The sequence below is a fragment of the Streptomyces sp. NPDC028314 genome (assembly GCF_055565795.1).
This window is the reverse complement of sequence record NZ_JBVHTP010000006.1, coordinates 339,714-359,085: the sequence shown is the minus strand read 5'-3', so window position 1 is coordinate 359,085 and position 19,372 is coordinate 339,714. Positions and strand designations below refer to the sequence as shown.

At 72.7% G+C, this 19,372-nt stretch carries 19 protein-coding genes and 2 pseudogenes; 12 read left to right on the top strand and 9 right to left on the bottom strand.

Features of this window, described 5'->3' with window-relative positions; translation table 11 throughout:
- Positions 1–54 precede the first annotated feature (54 nt).
- Positions 55–837 (top strand): calcium-binding protein, encoded by a 783-nt coding sequence (locus ACZ4TG_RS17055; protein ID WP_468163318.1) that lies wholly within the window; start codon positions 55–57, stop codon positions 835–837.
- A gap of 35 nt (positions 838–872) precedes the next feature.
- The gene (locus tag ACZ4TG_RS17050) at positions 873–1,655 is read left to right on the top strand and encodes a calcium-binding protein (protein ID WP_468163316.1); all 783 of its coding nucleotides are present in this window, start codon (positions 873–875) and stop codon (positions 1,653–1,655) included.
- An 89-nt stretch (positions 1,656–1,744) separates the two neighbouring features.
- On the opposite strand, the gene ACZ4TG_RS17045 is transcribed toward ACZ4TG_RS17050, so the two are convergent.
- Entirely contained in the window at positions 1,745–2,425 is a 681-nt protein-coding gene (locus ACZ4TG_RS17045; protein ID WP_468163314.1) for an Ig domain-containing protein, read from the bottom strand.
- A 184-nt stretch (positions 2,426–2,609) separates the two neighbouring features.
- Between ACZ4TG_RS17045 and ACZ4TG_RS17040 the strand changes: the two are divergent.
- Together ACZ4TG_RS17040 and ACZ4TG_RS17035 are read left to right on the top strand one after the other, a co-directional pair.
- Positions 2,610–2,780: pseudogene (locus ACZ4TG_RS17040) on the top strand (HAD-IA family hydrolase); the annotation flags it as partial.
- 309 nt (positions 2,781–3,089) lie between these two features.
- The gene (locus ACZ4TG_RS17035; protein ID WP_468163312.1) at positions 3,090–3,866 is read left to right on the top strand and encodes a hypothetical protein; all 777 of its coding nucleotides are present in this window, start codon (positions 3,090–3,092) and stop codon (positions 3,864–3,866) included.
- Between the two features lie 1,227 nt (positions 3,867–5,093).
- Here the strand turns inward: ACZ4TG_RS17035 and ACZ4TG_RS17030 are convergent.
- A complete protein-coding gene (locus tag ACZ4TG_RS17030) occupies positions 5,094–6,059 on the bottom strand; it encodes a pirin family protein (protein WP_468163310.1) in 966 nt (321 codons plus the stop codon).
- A 105-nt stretch (positions 6,060–6,164) separates the two neighbouring features.
- Here ACZ4TG_RS17030 and ACZ4TG_RS17025 point away from each other — a divergent pair, with 105 nt between their 5' ends.
- The 6 genes from ACZ4TG_RS17025 to ACZ4TG_RS17000 all read left to right on the top strand — a co-directional run bounded on the left by ACZ4TG_RS17025 (position 6,165) and on the right by ACZ4TG_RS17000 (position 10,538).
- On the top strand, positions 6,165–6,515 hold the full coding sequence (locus ACZ4TG_RS17025; protein ID WP_468163308.1) for a tetratricopeptide repeat protein: 351 nt from the start codon (positions 6,165–6,167) through the stop codon (positions 6,513–6,515).
- Between the two features lie 61 nt (positions 6,516–6,576).
- Positions 6,577–7,773, top strand: a complete 1,197-nt coding sequence (locus ACZ4TG_RS17020; protein ID WP_468163306.1) for a methyltransferase — start codon at positions 6,577–6,579, stop codon at positions 7,771–7,773.
- An 81-nt stretch (positions 7,774–7,854) separates the two neighbouring features.
- Complete coding sequence (locus ACZ4TG_RS17015) at positions 7,855–8,610, top strand: MerR family transcriptional regulator (protein ID WP_468163304.1); 756 nt, start codon at positions 7,855–7,857, stop codon at positions 8,608–8,610.
- 238 nt (positions 8,611–8,848) lie between these two features.
- Entirely contained in the window at positions 8,849–9,391 is a 543-nt protein-coding gene (locus tag ACZ4TG_RS17010) for a DUF6230 family protein (protein WP_468163472.1), read from the top strand.
- The gene (locus ACZ4TG_RS17005; RefSeq protein ID WP_468163303.1) at positions 9,382–9,891 is read left to right on the top strand and encodes a DUF6114 domain-containing protein; all 510 of its coding nucleotides are present in this window, start codon (positions 9,382–9,384) and stop codon (positions 9,889–9,891) included. The genes ACZ4TG_RS17010 and ACZ4TG_RS17005 overlap by 10 nt, the downstream gene beginning before the upstream one ends.
- Positions 9,888–10,538 (top strand): hypothetical protein, encoded by a 651-nt coding sequence (locus tag ACZ4TG_RS17000; RefSeq protein ID WP_468163301.1) that lies wholly within the window; start codon positions 9,888–9,890, stop codon positions 10,536–10,538. The genes ACZ4TG_RS17005 and ACZ4TG_RS17000 overlap by 4 nt, the downstream gene beginning before the upstream one ends.
- A gap of 70 nt (positions 10,539–10,608) precedes the next feature.
- Here ACZ4TG_RS17000 and ACZ4TG_RS16995 read toward each other — a convergent pair.
- Positions 10,609–11,025 (bottom strand): annotated as a pseudogene (locus ACZ4TG_RS16995) (penicillin acylase family protein); the annotation flags it as partial.
- Between the two features lie 238 nt (positions 11,026–11,263).
- Between ACZ4TG_RS16995 and ACZ4TG_RS16990 the strand changes: the two are divergent.
- Positions 11,264–11,572: a DUF2087 domain-containing protein gene (locus tag ACZ4TG_RS16990; RefSeq protein WP_468163299.1), complete on the top strand. Its 309-nt coding sequence runs from the start codon at positions 11,264–11,266 to the stop codon at positions 11,570–11,572.
- Here the strand turns inward: ACZ4TG_RS16990 and ACZ4TG_RS16985 are convergent.
- Positions 11,545–12,309 carry a metallophosphoesterase gene (locus ACZ4TG_RS16985; RefSeq protein WP_468163296.1) on the bottom strand — a complete coding sequence of 255 codons (765 nt, stop codon included), beginning with the start codon at positions 12,307–12,309 and terminating at the stop codon, positions 11,545–11,547. The two genes, ACZ4TG_RS16990 and ACZ4TG_RS16985, sit on opposite strands and share 28 nt — an antisense overlap.
- A 189-nt stretch (positions 12,310–12,498) precedes the next feature.
- Entirely contained in the window at positions 12,499–13,713 is a 1,215-nt protein-coding gene (locus ACZ4TG_RS16980) for a hypothetical protein (protein ID WP_468163294.1), read from the bottom strand.
- 132 nt (positions 13,714–13,845) lie between these two features.
- On the opposite strand from ACZ4TG_RS16980, the gene ACZ4TG_RS16975 reads away from it, so the two are divergent.
- A complete protein-coding gene (locus ACZ4TG_RS16975; RefSeq protein WP_468163292.1) occupies positions 13,846–14,424 on the top strand; it encodes a dienelactone hydrolase family protein in 579 nt (192 codons plus the stop codon).
- Positions 14,425–14,458: 34 nt separating this feature from the next.
- Here ACZ4TG_RS16975 and ACZ4TG_RS16970 read toward each other — a convergent pair whose 3' ends face one another.
- From ACZ4TG_RS16970 to ACZ4TG_RS16955, 4 genes are all read right to left on the bottom strand, one after another.
- The gene (locus ACZ4TG_RS16970) at positions 14,459–15,889 is read right to left on the bottom strand and encodes a dihydrolipoyl dehydrogenase family protein (protein ID WP_468163290.1); all 1,431 of its coding nucleotides are present in this window, start codon (positions 15,887–15,889) and stop codon (positions 14,459–14,461) included.
- Between the two features lie 42 nt (positions 15,890–15,931).
- Positions 15,932–16,333 (bottom strand): thioredoxin family protein, encoded by a 402-nt coding sequence (locus tag ACZ4TG_RS16965; protein WP_468163288.1) that lies wholly within the window; start codon positions 16,331–16,333, stop codon positions 15,932–15,934.
- A 115-nt stretch (positions 16,334–16,448) separates the two neighbouring features.
- A complete protein-coding gene (locus tag ACZ4TG_RS16960; RefSeq protein WP_468163286.1) occupies positions 16,449–17,888 on the bottom strand; it encodes an aldehyde dehydrogenase family protein in 1,440 nt (479 codons plus the stop codon).
- A 210-nt stretch (positions 17,889–18,098) separates the two neighbouring features.
- Positions 18,099–19,298: a thiolase family protein gene (locus ACZ4TG_RS16955; RefSeq protein WP_468163284.1), complete on the bottom strand. Its 1,200-nt coding sequence runs from the start codon at positions 19,296–19,298 to the stop codon at positions 18,099–18,101.
- Positions 19,299–19,372 lie beyond the last annotated feature (74 nt).

The window sequence follows — 19,372 nt, the reverse complement described above, 5'->3', positions numbered from 1 at the left end:
GCGCTCAGGCCATCCGATCTCCGATCTGCCCGAACGCTCTCCAGGAGGTAGACCATGGACAAGGCGTTACCCCGCGCCCTCGCATGCGTGATCGCGGTACTCGGCCTCACTCTGGCCCTCGCCGGCCCGGCGGCCGCGGCGCCCGGCGCGCACACGCCCGAAGCATCGGCGGACGGCACGCTGGTAACCAGGACCGGCACGTCCCTCACGGTGACGGCCGCCGTCGGACTGAGCAACACCATCTCGGTGTGGCAGGCCGGCGACACCATCCGGGTCAGGGACACCGGCGACACCGTGACCGCCCTGGGCGGGTGCAGGGCGGTCGACGCCCACGAGGCCGTCTGCCCGGGGGCCGGCAGCCTGACCGAGCTCGTCGTCCACGCCGGTGACCAGGCCGACGACGTCACATCGTTCCTGGAGAGCTTGGGGGTGACCCTCGTCGGTGGCGCGGGAGACGACAGCCTCTACGGCGGCGGCGCCAACGACACCCTGGAGGGCGACGAGGGCGCCGACTTCCTCTCGGGGGGAGGCGGCAATGACACGCTCACCGGATCCAGCGGCCGCGACCGCCTCTTCGGCGGCCCCGGCAACGACTCGATCGAGGGCCGGGGCGGCTCCGACCTCATCAACGCGGGCGCCGGGAACGACGTGGTGAACGGCGGCAACGGCAACGACCAGGTGATCGCGGGAACCGGAAACGACTTCGTCGACGGCGGCCCGGGCCGGGACACCCTCGACGCCGTCGACGAGGTCGGCGGCAACGACTACGTGCGCGGCGGCGACGAGAGCGACACCTGCCGCGCCGACCTGGGCGACAGCGTCACCGAATGCCCGTGACGAACGCGTACCGACGACGAGGGAGACACACGAACATGGCAGTGCGACACATCTGCGCCTTACTCACCGCGGCAGCACTTCTGTGCGCCGCGTCGGCCGGCACCGGCGCCTCGGCGGCGCCGCTCACCTCCGCGTCGCGCGACCTCGCGGGCGCCACGGTGGTCGAGATGTCCGGAGGCACCCTGCTCATCACCGCCGGTCAGGGCGTGGACAACGACATCACCGTCCGCCGCCAGGGCGACATCGTCCTCGTCTCGGACACCGCTGCCGAGGTACGCGCCCCGGCCCCCTGCGCACCCCGCGCCCAGGACACCGTGGCCTGCCCGCTCCCCACGGACGTGCAGGCCCGCGGCCAGGACGGCGACGACACCATCACGGTCTCCCCCAACGTCGACGCCCCGGCCACCTTGTACGGGGGCAGTGGCAAGGACCGGCTCAACGGCGGCCCGCACGCCGACCGCCTCGTCGGCGACGAACCGGCCGGAGCCACCGGCCTCACGGCAGCGACCCCCGGCAACGACACCATCAACGGCGGCCCCGGCAATGACACCATCTTCGGTCTGGGGGGCAACGACACCATCAGCGGCGGGCCGGGGAACGACACCCTCAACGGGAACGAGGGCAACGACACGCTGAACGGGGACGCCGGCAACGACACGCTGACCGGCGAGGACGGCAACGACACCCTGAACGGCGGGGAGGGCGTTGACACCCTCGTCGGCGCCGACGGCGTCAACGCCAACGACAGCCTCGACGGCGGACCCGCGTTCGACTCCTGCACCCGCGACACCGGCGACACGATGGTCAACTGCCCCTGACCCCCTGGCCCTGACGACACGGCCTGTGTGCGCCTCCGGAGGAGCGCAGGCGCACACAGGCCTGTACGGGACCCGCCGCTTCGCGGGACTCAGCGATGGATATGGAGAGCGGTGTCGTCGAGCACGAAGTAGGTGGGGGCGGCCAGATCCTCCCTGGCGGTGAACGCCAGGGTCACGAACTGCCCCTCCATGCCCTTGAGTTCGATGCTCCGCCATTCATAGCCGGCGCTCGCGTCCAGGTTCGAGAACGTCACCGGACCCGCGCCGTTCACATGGACCGCCAGCGTGTCGTACGGGACGGTCGTGGTCTCCTCCCTGGTGACGACCCGCAGCCAGAAGCCGACCGTGGCCCGGCAGCCGTACGGGATGAAAGCGGTCTGGGTCAGGGTGTCGGTCACCGAGCTCCCGTGGCCCCCGAGCAGGGCCTTCCACGAGCCCGTGCGGGCGGGGAGCCAGGAGTTGTCGGCAGTGATCAACGACGAGTTGCTGTTGGCCTGCCAGGCCTTGGGCCCCGACTCGAAGCCGGCGTTGTCGAGCAGCTGTGTCGTGGCGCAGTTGCCGGGGGCGTAGACGAGCCAGGAGAACGAGACCACGTCGACGGCTCCGGCCGAGTCCGGTGCCGTGAGGGTGACGGCCGAGCTGCCGTCCGCGGTCGGCGTGCCGGTGATCGCGCCGGTCGAGGCGTCGAGGGCCAGGCCGACGGGCAGGGCGGTGGCCGCGTAGGCCAGCGTGGCTCCCGGGTTGCCGTTGACGCCCGCACCGGCACTCACTGGATCATCCGCGCCCGTACGGTGCGACCCGTACCGCGCGTTGCGGCCGCCGCACGCCCGCTCGCCCTCACCGTTCCCGTCGCGATCGCCTCGGCCAACGACGGACAAGTCGTCCACGCAGCCCTGACCGCAGTCGGCCTCACCGACCTCTTCGACGTCCTCATCGGCCGGGAACACGTCGGCCCACCTCAAACCCGCACCCGACGCCTACCTCCTCGCCGCCGAGAGAATCACTGTCGCCCCCCAGCGCTGCCTGGCGTTCGAGAACACGGCCGAAGGCATCGCCGCAGCCCACGCCGCCGCCATCCCCGTCATCGATGTCCGCAACACCACCTGGACCGTCCAACAGCCCTGAGAGGAACTACCAGGCGCTCCTTGAGGCACCGCGGGCCCAGCTTCCGCCCCCCGTCTCCCACCCGAGCGGGCACCGAGACCAAGGCACGGGGCTTTCGGCTGCGACGGTGTCGAGTGCCGAAAGGCTCGGCAGCTCGCCCCGGCCGCGCTCCAGCGCGGCGCCGAACGTGCTCCGCGCGCTTGCCGTCATCCATTGGATCGCCGCTGCGGCGGTCAGCACCCGGCCAGCTCAGCGACCGTCAGAGCGACACCAAAAGTGATGACACAATCACTCACCGCCACCTACCGTTCGCGTGTGAAGGGCTTCGCCATGCCACTGAACCCCCGCCCCAGCCATCTCCACAACCGGGCCGCGGCGCTGACCGTCGCCACTGTGGCGCTCGCCTCGCTGGCCGGGCCCGCCTCCGCCGCCACGAACGACACCGCGCCCGTCGGTGCCCTGACGGGCCTCCTCCAGACCGCCGCGCCGAGCGAGAGCCCGCTGGCGGGCCCCGGCCTGGCAATCGACCTGGAACGCGCGCTCGACCTGGACGGACAGGGCGTCGCGACGTCCGCGGTCAACGGCGCGGTGACGGAGGACGACGAGGTCCGGCTCAAGGTCGGCAAGGGCAGCACACTCACGTACGAGCACGGCAAGCGGGGCGTCGCCGGCAAGGTCGTCCTCACGGGCGGCGTGCAACTGGCCAAGGGCGGCAAGAAGATCGTGATCTCCAAAGTGACGGTCGACATCAGGAGCGGCGCCATCACCGCCCAGGTCGGAGGCACGGCCAACGTCAGGATCGGCACGGTCAACAAGCCCGGCACCGCTGAGATCGTCAAGCCCCGGGACACCACGGTCGCCACCCTCAAGCTCGCCCAGCACGGCGTCAAGCTCAGCGCAGGGCTGCTCGACCGGATCGACGCCGCTCTCGGCACCAACCTCGACCCCGACAACGCCGGCGCCGAGGCCACCGCCAGCCTGGACGTCGATGTCGACCTGGTCCGCGGCGACAAGGTCAACCACGACCTGGTCTACGCGCTCTCTCTGGACGGCAGCCTCGACGAGAACACGGACGAGAACGACGTACTGGCCATCGAGCTGCTCTGAACCCACCACCACAGACCGCCCCCTGCCCCTGGGACCCGGCCTCACACCGTGACGCCGGGTCCCAGGGCGTTGCGACGCCCGGGCCCGGATCGCCACGCCCGCCGACCGCTCTTGGCCATGACACCGGATCGCCGCGATGAAGTCGTGGCCGTGGCTTGGGCGTTGCAGTCCTGGCCGAGCGAGGCCGCACGCGCGCGGTAGGTACGACGAGCGTTTCCCCGGGCCGTGCCCGAAAGGGCGGACCGGCAAGTGCGGGGGTTGGCACCCCACCACCCGGCCCGCGGAACGTCCCTTCGATGAGTTCATCCGAGATGCCGCCTCCGGCCTCTACGTGCGGGCAATCGTCAAGGTGAAGCGGACCGCGTTCGAGTTCTGGACCCCGACCACGGACCACGCCGCGTACCTCGATGCGAGTTCGGGCGAACCACCGGCAGTCATGCCGAGGCAGCGGCAGGTGAGGCAGCCCATGGAAGACGGGGATCCGACGTGCCGCGTCCGGCCACCGGCGGTGCCCGACCAGGAGGCCGCGTCGCTCGCGTACATCCCGGCACCCCGATCGCCGCGGCTGGCGCCAGTCTGCGTGCACCGGACCGCGGCAGCAGGGCGGACGCCTTCTTCCCCATGGGCGAATACCGCGCACTGCGAATAGCGCTTCCCGCTGGCCGAGCGGGCCCCGCGGTCGGAGGCGTATGCGAACGACCGAGCTTCCCCGGACACGCACCGATCCCGACTCCGACCGCCTCGACCTTCCCGCGCCGCTTCGTACACCCGCGCCTCGAAGCCGACGGCGTGCGAGCTAAGGCACAGGCCACAGATCCGGCGAGGCCTGCCGAATGACAGTTGCCTCAACACCCCGCTTGTTGACTACCCACAACACCGCGCACCGGCTTCCACCACAGACCAACGGCCGGCTGCGATCCCGGAGGAGCACCTACCTGGAGCTGCCCGCGGCGGCCGAGAAGTCCGGGGGCCAGACCTCTCGGCATGAGGTTCCTCTGCCGAGAGGCGTGCCCGCACTCCCTCCCCAAGAATCTGGCTACTCGTCAGTAAAGTGAGCAAAAGGTCAGCATTCGTTCAACTAGACCTGACCACAGCCTGCTTCACATGACACTCGACCTCAAGACCAGGAAGCACTCCCAGAGGCCTCGCCGACGTCCGACGAGCCTCCGGAAGCGGAGTGGCGACATGGCCACTGCACCGAGCCCGCCTTCAGGGCGTACATGCAGTTCAGCGCACTCTTCCCCTAGGCTTCAAGCGAGTTGGAGGAAGCTCAGGGGCCGGAATCGGAGGGCCGTCGTAGCCCTTCACCTCGCCGTAACGCGTCCCGTTCATCCACTCCTCGCGGAAGCCTGCGATGTCCTCTTGGGACCGGCCGATCCAGTTCCAGAACATGACGATCTCCTCCTCGAACGGCTCGCCGCCCAGGAGCATCAGGCCCGCGTCCGAGACCGCCCGCAGGGGGAGTTCGGTGCGGCCGCAGCCCAGGTAGAGCATCGAGCCCGGCAGGAGCGGGACGCCGTCGACCTCGGCCTCGCCGGACATCGACAGGACCGCGTACTCGAAGTCGCGGTCGAGGGGGAGCCGGGTTTCGGTGCCCGCCGCCAGTGCGAGGTCGGCGCCGACGATGGGGCTGTACGTCGCGCCGGGCGAGGTCGCCTCGTCCAGGGTGCCCAGGATCACGGTCGCCGTCAGGCCCGGGGCCGTGACCTGCGGGAGTTCCGCGTGGTGCTGGAAGTGGGGGTCCACGTCGCGGTGGGCGTCCGGCAGGGCCACCCACAGCTGGGCGCCGTGCAGGAAGCGGGCATGCGGGCGCGGGCTCTCCTCGGAGTGGCTGATGCCGCGGCCGGAGGTCATCAGGCCGAGCTCGCGCGGGCGGATCGTCTCCAGGCTGCCCACGCTGTCGCGGTGCAGTACCTCGCCCTCGTGGAGCCAGCTCACGGTCTGCAGCCCCGAGTGCGGGTGGGGCGCCACCTGCATGCCGGGCTCGTCCGCGATGTCGTCCGGGCCGTAGTGGTCGACGAAGCACCAGGCCCCGACCATGCGGCGGCCCAGGTTCGGCAGGAGACGGCGGACCTCGGTGGACTCCCCCAGCTTGACGGTGCGCGGGCTGAGGAGCTCGCGCACCGGCTCGGCCACGACGAATCCGCGGCCGCCGCAGGCGGAGAGAGCGGGCTGGCGATCGAGATTGCTCATGGGGCACAACCTAGTGCCCCGCCCCGCCCCGCGTTCGGCGGAATGTTCGGCCGGATCCCCGTGTTGGAGCACCGGACAGAGCACCTGAACGGAGGAAGGGACGCGATGAACGCGCCGGCGGAGTACTACGGGCACGGGACGGCGGCCGAGCGCTGGGCGCGCGCCCAGCTCTTCTTCGAGGCGAAGGAGTACGGAACGGCCGCCGGCATCCTGGAGCCCCTGACGGCGGAGGCCCCCGAGCAGCTGGCGCCCCGGCTGCTGCTGGCGCGCGCCTACTACCACTCGGCCCGGCTCTCCCCGGCCGAGCAGGAGCTGCGCGCGATCCTGGAGCGCTGGCCGGTGGAGGACTACGCGCAGCTGCTGCTGGGCCGCACGCTGGAGCGCCAGGGCCGGCCCGCCGAGGCGGCCGCGTACCTGCGGATCGCCGCCGCCATGGCGGGAGAGTTCCCCGAGTAGCGCGCCGCCCGGCCCCGCCCATGCGGGGCCGGGCGGCCGTCTCGGTTAGCCTGGGTCCAATATGAACCGTCTGACCACGCCCTTCGGCTCCTACGAGCTCACCCGCTTCCCCCAGGACCCGCGCGACCGGCTCCGCGCCTGGGACGCCGCCGACGAGTACCTGCTGCGCCACCTCGACTCCGGGACCGGGGACCGCGGCCCGGTGGACCTCGGCGGCGGCCGGCAGATCACCGTGGTCGGGGACCGCTGGGGGGCGCTGACGACGGCGCTGGCCGCGTTCCGCCCGACGCAGATCACCGACTCGGCCCTGACCCGCTCCGCGACCGCGGCGAACCTGGACCGGGCCGGGATCGGCACGGCCAAGGACACCGTGCGGCTGCTGACCACGCAGGACGCGCCGCCGGAGCGGATCGACGTGCTCCTCGTCCGGGTCCCGAAGAGTCTGGCGCTGCTGGAGGACCAGCTGCACCGGCTCGCTCCGCACGTGCACGCGGGCACGGTCGTGGTCGGTACGGGCATGGTCAAGGAGATCCACACCTCCACGCTGCGGCTGTTCGAGCGGATCCTGGGGCCGACGAAAACCTCGCTCGCCGAGAAGAAGGCCCGGCTGATCTTCTGCACGCCGGGCACCCCCGGGGCCACGCACCCCGTGACCCCCGGGCCGTGGCCGCTGACCTACGTCGTGGACGAGGACGGCGGCTCGGGCGCCGGGCTGACCGTGGTCAACCACGCGGGGATCTTCTGCGCGGACCGGCTCGACGTGGGCACCCGCTTCTTCCTGCAGAGCATCCCGACCAACACGGACGGGGCCCGGGTCGTGGACCTGGGCTGCGGCAACGGCGTCGTCGGCACGGCGGTCGCCGTCGCCGACCCGAAGGCCGAGGTCATCTTCACGGACGAGTCGTACCAGGCGATCGCCTCGGCGAAGGCCACGTTCCGCGCCAACGTCACGCACGAGCGGGAGCGGGCCGACTTCCTCGTCGGTGACGGGGTGGCCATGCTGGACCCGGGCTCGGTGGACCTGGTGCTGTGCAACCCGCCCTTCCACTCCCACCAGGCGACGACGGACGCCACGGCGCTGCGGATGTTCGCGCAGTCCCGCAAGGCCCTGCGGCCGGGCGGCGAGCTGTGGGTGGTCGCGAACCGGCACATGGGCTACCACACGCACCTGAAGCGGCTCTTCGGCAACAGCGAAGTCGTCGCGAGCGAGCCGAAGTTCGTGGTGCTGCGGGCCGTCAAGCGCATGGAGCGGTACTGAGCGGCACCGAGCGGAAACCGACCCCCTCGCAAGACCGCGCAGAGCCCATGTGACCTGCCGGTACGTCCTACACTCTGCCGCGTGAGCAGCCAGGGGGAACAGGACCGCAGCGCGGGCGGGCGCTACCGCCGGGAGGACGTGGCCCGGGCGGCGGGCGTGAAGGTGCGCAACCTGCGCTACTACCAGGAGCGCGGGCTGCTGCCCCCGCCCCGCCGCGAGGGCCGGGTCGCCTGGTACTCCGACGATCACCTGGCCCGGCTGCGGCTGATCAGCGACCTGCTGGGGCGCGGCTACACCGTGAACGGCATCGCCGAGCTGCTCGACGCGTGGGAGCGGGGCGGCGGGCTGTCCCAACTCCTGGGTCTGGAGCGGGAGATGACCCGCGACTGGGTGCAGGAGGAGCCGGTCACGATGACGCTGGCCGAGCTGCGCACGCTGTTCGGGCCGACGGCGACCGCCGAGGACACCCGGCGGGCGGCCGAGCTGGGCTACGTACGGATCGACGGGGACCGGGTCACGCACCTGAGCGGGCGGTTGCTGGAGGCGACGCTGGCGCTGGTGCGGCAGGGGGTGCCGCTGGCGGAGATCCTGGACGCGGGGGACTTCGTACAGAGGCAGGCGGCCGCGATCGCGGACCGGTTCGTCGGACTGTTCCGGCGGCATGTGATCGGGCCGGAGGGGCTGGAGCATCTTTCGGCCAGCCAGCTGGATCACGTCTCGCAGGCGGTGGCGGCGCTGCGTCCCGTGGCGGGCGAGGTCGTGGCCTCCGAGTTCGCGCGCGCCATGGAGCGGCGGGTGGCGGCGGAGGTCGCGGAACTGCTGCGCGCGGAGCAGTAACCGGCGAGTAGGAGTCGGCCGAAAAGGTACGCTCGAGCAACCTTGCCAACCTTCATTGGCACTCTTACATTCAACTCGTCGGTAACAAAGGTGCACAGTTGAGATAAGGGACGATCTCATGGCAGATTCCCCGAACTTATCCGAACCGTCCGGCACCGGGGGCGACGGCAGCGGAGCCGCCCGAAGAGGCGACGGCCGCGTCCGCTGGCGCAAGTTCGCCCTCCTGACCGTGCCCGCCATGGCCGTGACCGCGGGGCTCGGCATAGCCCTCGCCCAAGGAGCGCTCGCCGCCTCCTTCGCGGTCTCCGGGCAGCAGTTCAAGGTGTCGGCGGAGAGCCTGGAGGGCGAGGGCTTCGCCCAGTACGGCAGCGTCGACGTCAATGCGCGCAACGAGCTCATCCCGGTGGCGGTCACCGCCATCAAGGAGGCCAAGCTGCACAGCCTCTGCCAGTCGGTGGTCACCACCCTCCCGATGATCGGGGACATCTCGCTCAACCTCAGCGCGGGCAAGAAGACCCCCGTCGAGGCCAGCAACCTCTTCGTCGACGCCACGCAGCTCTCCGGTGACGCGGTCTTCTCCAACATCGAGATCGGGCGCGACGCCTCCACCCTCGACAAGGGGCCGGCGGAGGCGGTCGGCATGCAGGACCTGTTCGCCCAGCAGGCGGACACGGTCAGCATCACCGGTCTGCAGCAGACGGCGTGGGCCACGAACGCCGGCACCTTCAAGCTCTCCGGGCTGAGCATGAACATCAGCAAGGGGAAGAAGGAATGCTTCTGAGCCGCTGGCGGCGGTGGCGGCGCAGCAGGCCCTTCTGGGGCGGGCTCTTCGCCATCCTCACCGGGGTGTGGATCTGCGTCCTGCCGCTGGCACCACTGAAGATCATGCTCCAGCAGGGGGTGGCGGGCATCCCGTCCGTCCTGATGGGGATCGTCATGGTCGTCCTCGGGCTCACCGCCTGGTTCTCGCCCCAGCAGCGCACCCTCGCCGGGATCCTCACCACGCTCATCGCCACCGCCGCGCTGGTCCTGTCGAACCTCGGCGGGTTCCTGATCGGCACCCTGCTCGGCATCGTCAGCGGCGGGCTGATCTTCGCCTGGCAGCCGTACGACGACCCGCGCTCCGGGGGCTCCGCCGCCCCCGTCGCGGAGCCCGGAACGAACCCCGCGGCGGACCCCGCGACGAACCGCGCGGACCCCGCGGACCCCGACTCGGACGCCGGCGCGGACCCCACCCGCGCCTCCACCCCGCACCACGATCCCCAAGGAGCACAGCCATGAGCCGTACGCGCACCGCGCTCGCCCTCGGGATGGCCGCGGCCGCAGCCCTGACGGTGGCCTCGGCCACCGCCACCGCCGCGCCCTTACCGCTGGCCGGATCGACCACCGTCACCCCGGCCGGGCACGCCTTCAAGGCCACCCTCAGCGGAAAGGCCACCCTCAAGGCCGGGTCGGTCACCGTGACCTGCACGGTCTCCGTCTCCACCGGTACGGTCCCGGCCGCGCCCGGCAACCAGAACCCCGCTGGAGCGGTCTCCTCGCCGATCTCGCCGCCGACGTACTCCTCCTGTACGTCCAGCATGCCGGGCGTGACCCCGACGGTCACCACCAGCGGTGCCTGGACGGTGTCGATGCAGAACGGCTCACCCATCACCGCCACCATGAAGGTGCCGGTCGGCGGACTCGTCGTGACGACGAGCGGCCTGGCCAACTGCACCGTCACCGCGGCGCCCACGGCCCCGGCGAACGTCGGCGGCACCTGGGTGAACGGCGCCCCGTCGAGCCTGACCTTCACGAACGCGAGCGTGCCGGTCACGGTGACCGGTGGCTTCGGCTGTCCGACGAGCGCGACCTCTTCGCTCTTCAACGCCGTCTACAAGGTCGCCGACACCACCGACCCGGCGCAGCAGATCACCGTCGGCCCCTGAGGCCGCCGGGTACGAACGGGCCCGCCGGCCCCGGGGCGATCCGGGGCCGGCGGGCCTTTCGCGCTCCTGCTCAGCGGTGTGCCGGGAACTCCACCACCTGCTGATAGGTGGGCCGGTTCTGCCAGTTGACCTGCGGGTGGCTCAGCCCGCCCACCGGCCGCTGCACGATGGAGTCCGCGCACCACTGGTTGCCGGCCGCGCAGGTCCCGTCGGCCGGGTAGACCTCGGCGGGGGTCGCGGCGGCCGCCTGTTTCAGCGTGGCGAGCAGCGCGTCCCGGCAGGCGGAGAGCACTCCCCCGCCGCAGTACACCCGGGACGGGGGATCGGCGACCGGCCGCCCGAGCACCATGCGCAGGTCCTCGTCGGCATAGCTCCACCAGCCGTACTGGAAAGCCGATCCGGCATGCGAACCGGTGGGCCCGTGGCCCGCGTTGGGCGCCTCGTCGACGGTGAGGGAGGCGCGCAGGGCGTCGTACAGCGGGGCCCCGCGCCGAGTGCCAGGACTGCGGCGGCGACGGCGGTTCTCAGGCGGGCGGTGGGGCGTCGCATACGTGCTCCTCCGTGGGGGGCAGGAACCGGTCACGGGGAGGGTACTGGCGGGACTACCGCTGGGTAATGTGAGCGACCGTCACTTTCCTTATCGGTGAGGGAAGTTGGGGACAGGCGCGTGGGCGTCGGGAAAATTCCGTTGCCCGGCGGCCGCGGACCGGGGGAAGCTGCGGGGCATGTCACAGAGCACCGCACCGCATCCGCAAGCCGACGCGCCTCGAACCTCCCGGGGCGTCCACGACCTCTTCTCCCGCGGCCGCCTCATCGCGATCCCGCGCAAGGCCGCCCGCCGCGAGCAGTTGCTGGCGCACCTCACGGAGACCCTGTTCGCGGCGGACCGGGACTACACGGAGCCCGAGGTGAACGAGGCGCTGCGCACGGTGCACGAGGACTGCTCGGCACTGCGGCGGTACCTGATCACCTCGGGCCGTCTCGAACGTACCCGCGACGGCAGCCGCTACCGGCGGGCCACGACCACCCTGTAGTGGGTCGTCAGCCGTCCGTCGTCGCCGATCACGTGGAAGGCGACGACCGGCGGTTCGTCGAGGTGGACGTACTCGTTGTCCCCGCTCCGCGCCTCCCACGGAAGCCGCGTCGTGGACACCACTCCCGGCGCCACGAGCAGCGGGCGCCCCGCGAAGGTGGTCGCGGCGGCGGTGTGCGCGTGCCCGCACAGGAACGCCTTCAGGTGCGGGTGCCGCTCGGCCAGGGCCGCCAGCCGCTCCTCGCCGAACTGCCGGATCCCGTCGACGTACGGGATGTGCAGCGCGACGGGCGGGTGGTGGAAGGCCACCAGGACGGGCACCTCGGGCGGGGTGTCGGTCAGTACGCGGTCGAGCCAGACGAGCGTGGATTCCTCCAGGAAGCCCTGGTGCTCGCCGGGGACCGAGGAATCGCAGACGGCCAGCACGAAGCCCTCGCCGCGCAGCACCTGGTCGACGGGGGCCGCCGTCGCGTCGGCCTCCCCGAGCAGGTCGCGGCGGAAGGCCACGCGCTCGTCGTGGTTGCCGGGACAGACGACGAGCGGGTGACGGGAGGCCAGCTCCTTGCGGGCCTCCTCGTACTCGGCGGAGGTCCCGTGATCGGCTATGTCACCGCTCACCAGTACCGCGTCCAGGTCGTAGGGCAGTTCCTCCAGGTACTCCATGACGGTGCGGGTGCGGTCCGCGGCGCGCGCGTCGCCGTCGAGGTGGACGTCGCTGAGGTGGGCGATGACGATCACGGACGGTGGCTCCTTCTGTAGTCGGTCCCCTCATTCAACAGGCCCCGCCGCGGGCCACCCAGGGGTTTCTCGTCGATCAGGCCGGGTTCCCCCTCAGCCCGTACCGGCCCCGCCCGGCCGCGGCCGGGCGTTCGAGGACGCCCGGCCGCGGATCTGGACGCCCTGGTCCTGCTGGTCCTGCCAGTCCCGCTAGTCCTGCCAGTAGAAGAGCAGCGTGTGGACGTCCAACGGGTCGCGGCTGCCGAAGTAGTACACCCCGAGGTCGGTGACCCGGATCGAGCCGACGGCCTGGTCGATCCAGCGGAAGCCGGCCGATTCGAGGGCGCGGCGGACGGCCGGATCGTCGTCGTGATCGGCGGCGAACCGGCCGAGCGTGCTGATGAGCACCTCACCGCCGCTCCCGCCGTAGCCGATCACGTCGTACGTACCGTCCCCCTGGTGGTGGGCCTCTCCGCAGGAGACCGGCGGCTTCGGCGCGAGCCCGGCGGCGGTGAGCGCGGTCGTGGCCCGCAGCAGCCGCTCGGCCGGGTCGGAACCGGTGGGAGGCTCGGTGCACAGGGCCTCGATCCGCCACCGCGGATCGCTCCGCTCCTCGCACCACTGCCCGTACTCGTGGACGATCGCCGCGCGCAGCTCCTCGTCCAGTCCGGCCACCTCGACGCGGGGCCGCCCCAGCGCCTCGTACACCCTCCGGGTCTCGGCGGCGTCATCGGTCAGCCGGTACAGCGCGTAGGCGGCCCACAGCTTCGCCTCCTCCGTAGGCGCCTCGGCGAGGTGGCCGCGCAGCCGTTCGGGGTCGGTCAGGAGCATCTGGGCGCGGTACGCGACGCCCCGGTCGGGGTCGGCGAGCGCGCCGGTCACGTCCTCGCCGGCGCGGTGCCGCATCCGGACGCCGAAGGCACGGTCCTCGGGCCGGGCGCCGCCGAGTTCGGCCAGCAGCGCCGGGGCCCCGTACCGGGCGGCCAGTTCGTCCAGCCCGGCCTCGCCGATCTCCCGCCGGTGGCGCCACGGGCTGAAGGCCAGCGTCGCCAAGGCGGCCGCCGCCGTACGGTCGCCCAGCGCGCCCCGGGCCTTGAGGACCGCCTCGGACATGCCGTACGCGCTCTCCTGGAGCCGGTCCTCGTGCCGAAGCCAGGGGAGCAGCTCCGGCCGGTCCGCGAGGAGGTCCAGCAGGGCGATGCGGACCGCGCCCGAGCCACCGGCGTCCTGGACGCAGGCGATCAGCTCGGCCGCGCGCTGCTCCGGCACGCGTCCGGCCAGCGCCTCCGCGCAGGCTTTGCGGCGCCACCACGGCTGTGCGGCGTCGGCCGCGCAGCGCGCGAGGGCGTCCGGGTCGTACCCGCGCAGGGCCGCGGTGTCGGTCCGCCCGGCTTCGGGGCTCAGCTTCTCGATCGTCGTCGGCATCCCGGGATGCTACTCGGCGCCGCCGGATGTCCAGCGACCTGATCCTGTCCGACCGGGGCCCGCGGATGTCAGTGCCGCGGGCCATACTCGTGCCGCGGCGCCGCCCGGGTACCGCAGCAGGAGGGGAGCGACATGGCCGAGGTGCTGGTGTTCCACCATGGACACGGGCTGACCGCCGGCGTGCGCGAGTTCGCCGAGCAGCTGCGTCGGGCCGGACATACCGTCCACGTCCCGGACCTGTATGAGGGGCGGGTGTTCGACAGCTTGCAGGAAGGCATCGGTTACGCCGGGAACGCCGGGTTCGACACGATCACCGCGCGGGGAACCGCCGCCGCCGAGGGGCTGCCTGCGGAGCTCGTCTACGTCGGCTTCTCGCTCGGCGTCCTGCCTGCGCAGAAGCTGGCACAGACCCGCCCCGGCGCCAAGGGCGCGCTGTTGCTGGAGGCATGCGTGCGGGTCTCGGAGTTCGGCGGCGCCTGGCCCCAGGACGTCCCGGTCCAGATCCACGGCATGGACGGCGATCCGTTCTTCGCCGGGGAGGGCGATGTGGATGCGGCCCGCGCGCTCGTCGGGACGGCGGCGGATGCCGAGCTGTTCCTCTACCCCGGCGGCAGGCACCTGTTCACCGACAGCAGCCTGCCGTCCTACGACGAACAGGCCGCGACGCAGGTCGGCCATCGGGCGCTCGGCTTCCTCGACCGCATCAAGTAGGGGGATCGACAACCCGATCCGTCCCCGGCGGTGGCTACCCCCGGTACGTCTCCAGCAGTCGCAGCCAGATCTCGCTGATGGTCGGGAAGGCCGGAACCGCGTGCCACAGGCGGTCGATCGGGACCTCCCCGGCGACCGCGATCGTGGCCGCGTGCAGGAGTTCGGCAGCGCCCGGGCCCACGAAGGTGGCGCCCAGCAGGACTTCCCGGTCGAGGTCGACGACCATCCGGGCCCGGCCCCGGTAGCCGTCGGCGTACAGCCCCGCACCGGAGACCTTGCCGAGGTCGTAGTCGACGGCGCGGACCCGGTGGCCGGCCCGTTCGGCCTCGGCCAGGGTGAGGCCGACCGCCGCCGCCTCGGGGTCGGTGAACACCGCCTGCGGGAGGGCCCGCGTATCGGCCGTGGCCGTGTGCGCGCCCCAGGGGGCGGTGTCGAGCGGTCCGGTCCCGGCCGCGCGGGCGGCGATGGCGGCGCCCGCGATCCGGGCCTGGTACTTGCCCTGGTGCGTGAGCAGTGCGCGATGGTTGACGTCCCCGACCGCGTACAGCCAGTCGTGTCCGGGGACCCGGCAGCTGTCGTCCACGCCGATCCAGTCACCGGGGGTCAGGCCGACGGTGTCCAGGCCGATGTCCTCGGTCCTCGGCGTGCGGCCGGTCGCCATCAGCAGTTCGTCGCCCTCCAGGGACTCGCCGCCCTCCAGCACCACCGTGACGGGCCCGGTCGGCCCGTCGCGGACGACCGCCTCGACGGCGACTCCCGTACGGACCACGGCGCCCGCCTCGCGCAGTGCTTCGGCGACCAGTTCCCCGGCGAACGGCTCCATCCTCGGCAGCAGCCGTGAGCCCCGTACGAGCACGGTGACCCGGGAGCCGAGCCCCTGCCAGGCGGTGGCCATCTCGGCGGCCACGACCGAGCCCCCGACGATCAGCAGCCGGCCGGGCACCTCCCGGGAGGAGGTGGCCTCACGGCTCGTCCAGGGCCGGGCACCGGCGATTCCGGGAAGGTCGGGGATCACGGCCCGGGTGCCGGTCGCCACGACCACCGCATGCCGGGCGGAGAGCACGTGGTGCTCCCCCTCGGGGCTGGTGACGGCCACCTTGCGGACCCCGTAGAGCCGCCCGTGACCCCGGTAGACGTGCGCGCCGATGGAGTCGAGCCAGTCGATCTGGCCGTCGTCCTTCCAGTTCCCGGTCCAGTAGTCGCGGTGCGCGAACACCGCCTCCGCGTCCAGCGGGCCGCCGACGGCCCCCGCCAGCCCGGGCACCCGGCGCGCGTCGGCCCGGGCCAGGACGGGGCGCAGCAGCGCCTTGCTCGGGACGCAGGCCCAGTACGAGCACTCGCCGCCGACGAGTTCGCTCTCCACCAGGGCCGTGCTGAGCCCGGCCGCGCGGGTGCGGTCCGCGATGTTCTCGCCGACCGGTCCCCCGCCCAGCACCACGACGTCGTACTCCACCGCTTCAGTCATGCGGTCCAGTGTCACCGCAGCCCGGGGGCCCTGGTGGCAATCTCAGGCCTCCGGCGTGCCGGACTCGCCCGCGGCCTCGCCCTTGGCCTGGTCCGCGGCGATCTTCGCGCGGATCTCGTCCATGTCGAGCGCGCGGGCCTGCGCGATGAGGTCGGTCAGCGCCGCCTCGGGCAGCGCGCCGGGCTGCGCGAAGATGGCCACCTGGTCCCGGACGATCATCAGGGTCGGGATCGAGGTGATCTGGAAGGCCCCGGCCAGCTCCTGCTGCGCCTCGGTGTCCACCTTGGCGAACAGGAGGTCCGGGTGCGCCTCGGAGGCCTTCTCGTAGACCGGGGCGAACTGCAGGCAGGGCCTGCACCAGCCCGCCCAGAAGTCGATCAGCACGAACGGGTTCTCGCTGACCGTCTGGTCGAAGTTCTCCTTGGTGAGCTCGACTGTTGCCACGGTGTTCAGACCTCCTGATTGGTGCTTGTCCTGCTTGAACGAACGACCCGCCCCGTGAATTCCACACGGCGCCGAGCGGCATCGGCGCGCGGATCGCCAGGACGCGCGGCAGGAGCTAGAACGGGTGGTCCGCCGGTGTCGTGCGGACCGTGGTCCAGCGGAGCTCGGTGAAGGCGTCCAGGTTCGCCTCGCCGCCGAACCGGGCGCCCGTGCCCGAGGCGCCGACCCCGCCGAAGGGGGCCACCGCCTCGTCGTTCACCGTCTGGTCGTTCACGTGCGCGATCCCGGTGGGGATGCGTCCGGCGAGCTCCAGCCCGTGCGCCGCGTCGCGGGTGACGATGCCCAGGGACAGCCCGTACGGGCCCGCGGAGGCCAGCGCGACCGCCTCGTCCTCCGTCGTGAAGGACCGTACGGGCGCCACCGGGCCGAAGACCTCCTGCGCGTACGCGGGGGTGTCGTCGCCCACGCCCGCGAGCACCGTCGGCCGGTAGAACAGCCCCCGGCCGGTGCCGCCCGCGACGAGCTTGGCCCCCTGCGCGGTGCTCGCCTCGACCAGGCCGTGGACCCGCTCCAGCTGCCCCTCGTCGATCAGCGGGCCGAGGTGCACCCGCTCGCGGTACGGGTCCCCGACCGCCAGCGCCTCGGCGCGCGCGGCGAGCCGCTCGACGTAGTCGTCGTACAGCGAGGCGTGTACGAGGTGCCGCCCGGCGGTCATGCAGATCTGGCCCTGGTGGAAGAAGGAGCCCCAGGAGGCCTGCGCGACGGCGGCCTCGACATCGGCGTCCCGCAGTACGACGAGTGCGGAGTTCCCGCCCAGCTCCAGGTGCGCGCGCTTGAGATGACGGCCCGCCAGTTCCCCGACCGCGCGGCCGGCCGCCGTGGAGCCGGTGAACGACACCACCCGGACGCGGGGGTCCTCGACCACCGCGGCCCCCGTCGCGGCGTCTCCGGGCAGTACGTGCAGCAGCCCGGCCGGCAGACCCGCGGCGGCGAAGACCGCGGCGAGGGCGAGGCCGCCGCAGACGGCGGTGCGGCGGTCCGGCTTGAGCAGCACGGCGTTGCCGAGCGCGAGCGCCGGTGCGACGGAGCGGACGGACAGGATAAGCGGCGCGTTGAACGGGGCGATGACCCCGACCACCCCGGCCGGCACCCGGCGGGTGAAGGAGAGCCGGGGCGCCTCGCTCGGCAGCACCTGCCCGGCCGGCCGCGAGGCCAGCGCGGCGGCCTCGTAGCACTCCTGCGCGGCGACGTGCAGCTCGAACTCCGCCTTGCCGGGTATCGAGCCCGACTCCCGGACCAGCCAGTCGCGCAGTTCCTCCGCGTGCGCCGCGAAGAGGTCCCCGGCGCGGCGCAGTACGGCCGAGCGCTCCAGGTGGGTGGCCCGTGCCCAGTCGGACTGCGCGGCCCGGGCCCGTACGGCGGCCTCCGCGACGTCGGCGGGCGCGGCGAGGTCGAGGGTGGCGAGGGTGCGTCCGGTCGCGGGTTCGACGACCGGGGCGGTGCCGCCGGTCAGGGTGGGTCCGTCCTGCCAGAGCGTCGGGTCGAGGAGCGGCATGGCGCGGGGCCTCCGGTGGGGAGAGGGGCGGGGCGGGGGGCGGCAGCACGCGCCATCGTGCCAGACCGGAGGCACCAATTCTGTTCAGTTATTGGGCAGTTGGCCCGGCGGGTGACCGGAAACGATCGACACCGCCGGGCAGCCGGAGGCGCCCCCGGCTGCCCGGGGCGCTCCCCGTCACCGAGGCGCGCTCCCGGTCACCGGTGCGGCTCAGCGCTCCAGCACCAGCGCGATGCCCTGCCCGACCCCGATGCACAGCGTCGCCATGCCCGTTCCGGAGCCCGCCGCCGCGAGCTGGTGGGCGACCGAGCCCGCCAGCCGCGCGCCCGAGGCGCCGAGCGGGTGGCCGATCGCGATGGCACCGCCGCGCGGGTTGACCGCCGCCGGATCCAGCTCCGGCCAGGCCCCCAGGCAGCCCAACGCCTGGGCGGCGAAAGCCTCGTTCAGCTCCAGGACCGTGAGATCGGCCAGGCCGCGGCCCGCCTTGGCCAGCGCCTGCGCCACGGCGTCCACCGGGCCCAGCCCGAACAGCTGGGGCTCGATGCCGGTGACGGCGGAGGCGCTGATCCGGGCGAGCGGCTCCCTGCCGGTGGCCGCCAGCCCCGCCTCGTCGGTCAGCAGCAGCGCGGCCGCGCCGTCGTTGAGCGGGGAGGCGTTCGCGGCCGTGACCGTGCCGGAGCCGTCCGACCGGAAGGCGGGCTTCAGCCGGGCGAGCGCCTCGGGCGTGGAACCCTCGCGGATCGACTCGTCCCGTACGAGGTCCACGCCCGGGTACGGCACGACCTCGGTGGCGTAGAGCCCGGAGTCCCACGCGGTCGCGGCCTTGCGGTGGCTCTCCAGGGCAAAGAGGTCCTGCGCCTCGCGCGTGATGCCGTGCTTCTCGGCGATGAGCTCGGCGCCCTCACCGAGCGAGCCCGTCCACTCCGCGGGCATGCGCGGGTTCGTCATCCGCCAGCCGAGGGTGGTGGACCACATCTGCTGGTGCCCGGCGGGGAAGGCCCGCTCCGGCTTCTGCACCACCCAGGGGGCGCGGCTCATCGACTCGACCCCGCCCGCGATGGCGACGGAGGCGTCCCCGAGCGCGATGGCCCGGGCGGCCTGGATCACGGCTTCGAGCCCGGAGCCGCAGAGGCGGTTGACGGTCACGCCGGGGACGGTGACGGGCAGCCCGGCGAGGAGCACCGCCATCCGTGCCACGTCCCGGTTGTCCTCGCCCGCGCCGTTGGCGTCACCGAAGACGACGTCGTCGATGCGGGCCGGGTCGAGGTCGGGCGTACGGGCCACCAGCGCGCGGACCACATGGGCGGCCAGGTCGTCCGGCCGGACCCCGGCGAGGGCCCCGCCGAACTTGCCGATCGGGGTGCGGACGGCGTCGACGACGTACACGTCGCGGACGGTGCGGATGCTCATGGGGTCTCTCCTGGGCGGATCCGTACGGGCGGTGCCGCGACGGCGCCGGTGTGGGCACCGGCGTACGGCACCGG